The sequence below is a fragment of the Dyella sp. genome (assembly GCF_035277725.1).
In the GTDB taxonomy this organism is placed as follows: Bacteria; Pseudomonadota; Gammaproteobacteria; order Xanthomonadales; family Rhodanobacteraceae; genus Dyella_B.
The window spans coordinates 1-3,365 of the sequence record NZ_DATEJY010000113.1; the positions used below are offsets into that span (position 1 = coordinate 1).

The 3,365-nt window shown below is 62.3% G+C and carries 2 protein-coding genes; one reads left to right on the top strand and one right to left on the bottom strand.

Annotated features, from left to right (window positions below):
* On the bottom strand, positions 1-2,271 hold a 2,271-nt coding region (acnB, locus tag VJR68_RS10270; protein ID WP_324147584.1), incomplete at its 3' end, for a bifunctional aconitate hydratase 2/2-methylisocitrate dehydratase.
* A 299-nt stretch (positions 2,272-2,570) separates the two neighbouring features.
* Here acnB and VJR68_RS10275 point away from each other — a divergent pair.
* The coding region (locus VJR68_RS10275) for an aconitase family protein (RefSeq protein ID WP_324147585.1) at positions 2,571-3,365 on the top strand (795 nt) is incomplete at its 3' end.

Sequence of the window (3,365 nt, forward strand, 5' to 3'; positions counted from 1 at the left end):
GCCGTAATGGCCTTCTTCGGTGAGCTGCTTCTGGTCCATCTTGGTCGGCGGTGCTACCCACAGGCGCGTCGGGATATCGCGCTTGCCTTCCAGCAGTTTCGATGCCGCGCGGAAATGGCCGATGTTGGTCATGCACGAACCAATGAACACTTCGTCGATCTTCGCGCCAGCCACGTCGGATAGCGTCTTGACGTCATCCGGATCGTTCGGACACGCCACGATCGGCTCGTGGATATCGTTGAGGTCGATCTCGATCACGGCCGCGTATTCGGCATCCTTGTCGGCATCGAGCAACTGCGGATTGGCCAGCCACGCTTCCATCGCCTTGATGCGGCGCTGCAGGCTGCGTGCATCCTGATAGCCCTGCGCGATCATGTACTTCAGCAAGGTGATGTTGCTGTTCAAGTATTCGATGATCGGCTCCTTGTTGAGCTTCACCGTGCAGCCGGCAGCGGAGCGCTCTGCAGATGCGTCGGACAGCTCGAACGCCTGCTCCACTTTCAGGTTCGGCAGACCTTCGATTTCCAGAATACGGCCGGAGAAGATGTTCTTCTTGCCCTGCTTGGCAACCGTGAGCAGGCCCTGCTTGATGCCGTAGAGCGGAATGGCATTGACCAGGTCACGCAGCGTCACGCCCGACTGCAGTTCGCCCTTGAAGCGCACCAGCACGGATTCCGGCATGTCCAATGGCATCACGCCCGTTGCCGCAGCGAACGCGACCAGACCGGAACCGGCCGGGAATGAGATGCCGATTGGGAAGCGCGTGTGGCTGTCGCCGCCGGTGCCGACCGTGTCGGGCAGCAGCATGCGGTTGAGCCAGGAGTGGATCACGCCGTCGCCCGGGCGCAGGCTGATGCCGCCGCGGGTCGAAATGAAGGCCGGCAGTTCGTGGTGTGTCTTGACGTCCACGGGCTTCGGATAGGCGGCGGTGTGGCAGAACGACTGCATCACCAAGTCGGCGGAGAAGCCGAGGCAGGCCAGATCCTTCAATTCGTCGCGGGTCATCGGACCGGTCGTGTCCTGCGAACCCACGGAAGTCATCTTCGGCTCGCAGTAGGTGCCCGGACGCACGCCCTTGCCTTCAGGCAGGCCGCAGGCGCGGCCGACCATCTTCTGCGCCAGCGTGTAACCCTTGCCGGTATCGGCCGGGTTCTGCGGCAGGCGGAACAGGTTCGACGGCGGCAGGCCGAGCGCTTCCCGCGCCTTGGCCGTCAGGCCACGACCGATGATCAGCGGAATGCGGCCGCCGGCGCGCACTTCGTCGAACAGCACATCGGATTTCACCTGGAACTCGGCGATCACCTGGCCGTTCTTCAGCGCCTTGCCGTCATAAGGACGCAGCTCGACGACGTCGCCCATATCCATGTTGGACACGTCCAGTTCGATCGGCAACGCGCCAGCATCTTCCATCGTGTTGTAGAAGATCGGTGCGATCTTGCTGCCCAGGCACACGCCACCGAAGCGCTTGTTCGGAATGAAAGGGATGTCCTCGCCCGTCCACCACAGCACGGAATTGGTGGCGGACTTGCGGCTGGAACCGGTACCGACCACGTCGCCCACGTAGGCAACGAGATGACCCTTTTGCTTGAGGTCTTGAATGAGCTGGATCGGGCCGCGCTTGCCATCTTCTTCCGGCTGGAACGGTGCGCCTTCGCGCTTGTTCTTCAGCATCGCCAGGCCGTGCAGCGGGATGTCCGGACGCGTAGTGGCATCCGGCGCCGGCGACAGGTCGTCGGTATTGGTTTCACCCGGCACCTTGAACACGGTGATGGTGAGGCTCTCCGGCACGGCCGGACGGCTGGTGAACCATTCCGCATCGGCCCAGCTTTGCAGCACGCCCTTCGCGTTGGCGTTGCCCTTGTCGGCCTTCTCTTTGACGTCATGGAAGGCATCGAACATCAGCAGCGTCTTCTTCAGCGCATCGGCGGCAATGCCACCGACTTGCGCATCATCCAGCAACTCGATCAACGGATGGATGTTGTAGCCGCCAAGCATGGTGCCCAAGAGTTCCGTTGCCTTTTCGCGCGTGATCAGCGGGCACTTCTCGGTACCGAACGCCACCGCAGCGAGATAGGACGCCTTGACCTTGGCCGCATCGTCCACGCCGGCCGGCACGCGGTTGGTGATCAGGTCGACCAGGAAGGACGCTTCGCCCGCGGGCGGGTTCTTCAGCAGTTCGATCAGGTCGGCGGTCTGCTGGGCCGAAAGCGGCAGCGGGGGAATGCCCAGCGCGGCGCGCTCGGCAACGTGTTGGCGATAAGCGTTGAGCATGCGATCGGGTCCTTCGGGGATGGCGTTGGCCGTGAGCAGCCTCACCCGAAAGGGGGAGCTGCGAAGCCCGCTATTTTGCCAGCCGCCCCCAAACCGCAGCAACGACAAGCTGTTTCCGCCTGCGTTCGAAATCTTGCAATCCCTCCGCAACTTGCGCGGTCGAGAAATTGGCTCAAACTTCCCTCCTATCCCCAAGCCGGAATGCGAACGCCTTGCAATTCCCCTAACGCCCGCTGCTCTAGCCTTCCCGCTTTACGCCGCGCGCGTCTCCAAGTCTTCAAGCAACAGGAGCTCTCCCCATGCTGGACTCATTCGCCACCCGCGATACCCTCAAGGTCAACGGCAGCACGTACCAGATCGCCAGTCTCGCCAAGCTCGGCCAGCGCTTCGATCTGAAGCACCTGCCCTATTCGATGAAGATCCTGCTGGAAAACCTGTTGCGCCATGAGGACGGCGTCAACGTCACGAAGAAGGAAATCGAGGCGGTCGCCAAGTGGGATCCGAAGGCGGAACCCGATACGGAAATCGCTTTCATGCCCGCGCGCGTGGTGTTGCAGGATTTCACCGGCGTGCCTTGCGTCGTCGACCTGGCCGCGATGCGCGATGCGGTGGTGAAGCTTGGCGGTGACGCGAACCAGATCAATCCGCTCGCGCCGGCCGAGCTGGTGATCGACCACTCGGTGCAGGTTGACGTATTCGGCTCGCCTTCCGCGGTGGAAAAGAACGTCGAGATCGAATTCGAGCGCAATCACGAGCGCTATTCGTTCCTGCGCTGGGGCCAGAAGGCCTTCAACAATTTCAAAGTCGTGCCGCCGCGTACCGGCATCGTGCATCAGGTGAACCTGGAGCATTTGGCGCGCGTGGTGTTCACCGGCAAGAAGGACGGCGCCGATTGGGCCTATCCCGATACCGTGTTCGGCACCGACTCGCACACCACCATGGTCAATGGCCTGGGCGTATTGGGCTGGGGCGTGGGCGGCATCGAAGCGGAAGCGGCGATGCTCGGGCAGCCATCGTCCATGCTGATTCCGCAAGTAGTCGGCTTCAAGCTCAGCGGCAAGTTGCCCGAAGGTGTGACGGCTACCGACTTGGTG